Origin of the sequence: Pseudomonas putida (genome assembly GCF_028682395.1) — a bacterium.
Lineage (GTDB): Bacteria > Pseudomonadota > Gammaproteobacteria > Pseudomonadales > Pseudomonadaceae > Aquipseudomonas > Aquipseudomonas putida_AB.
Genome location: NZ_JANHLC010000045.1, coordinates 1 through 350 on the forward strand (window position 1 = coordinate 1; position 350 = coordinate 350).

Here is a 350-nt window from a genome sequence, read left to right on the forward strand (position 1 = left end):
GCCGCACGCTACAGCCTGGTGGATATCGACGGTTACCGCGAGAAAGGCTCCTCGGCCGGTCTCAAGGTCCAGGATCAGCGTTATGAAGCGATCGAACTGGGCGCCGGTCTGCGCGTAGCCGGTAACGTGCAGTTGGGTCAGGGCACTCTGGTGCCACAGGCCACGCTGATGGCGTTCCATGACTTCGCCGCCGACCAGGCGTCGAGCACCTCGACCTTCGTCCTGGGCAGCACCCCGTTCGTGACCACCGGCGCCAAGGCCGTGCGTAACAGCTATGAAGCCGGCGTGGGTGCCGACTACAAGCTGGGCGCCGTCACCCTGGGCCTGAACTACGACTACGTCGGCAAGTC

Annotated in this window: 1 protein-coding gene; it reads left to right on the top strand. The window is 64.9% G+C overall.

Features of this window, described 5'->3' with window-relative positions; all coding sequences use genetic code 11:
• Nucleotides 1–350: autotransporter outer membrane beta-barrel domain-containing protein (locus NPS46_RS25160; protein ID WP_274112059.1), on the top strand; the 350-nt coding region annotated here is incomplete at both ends.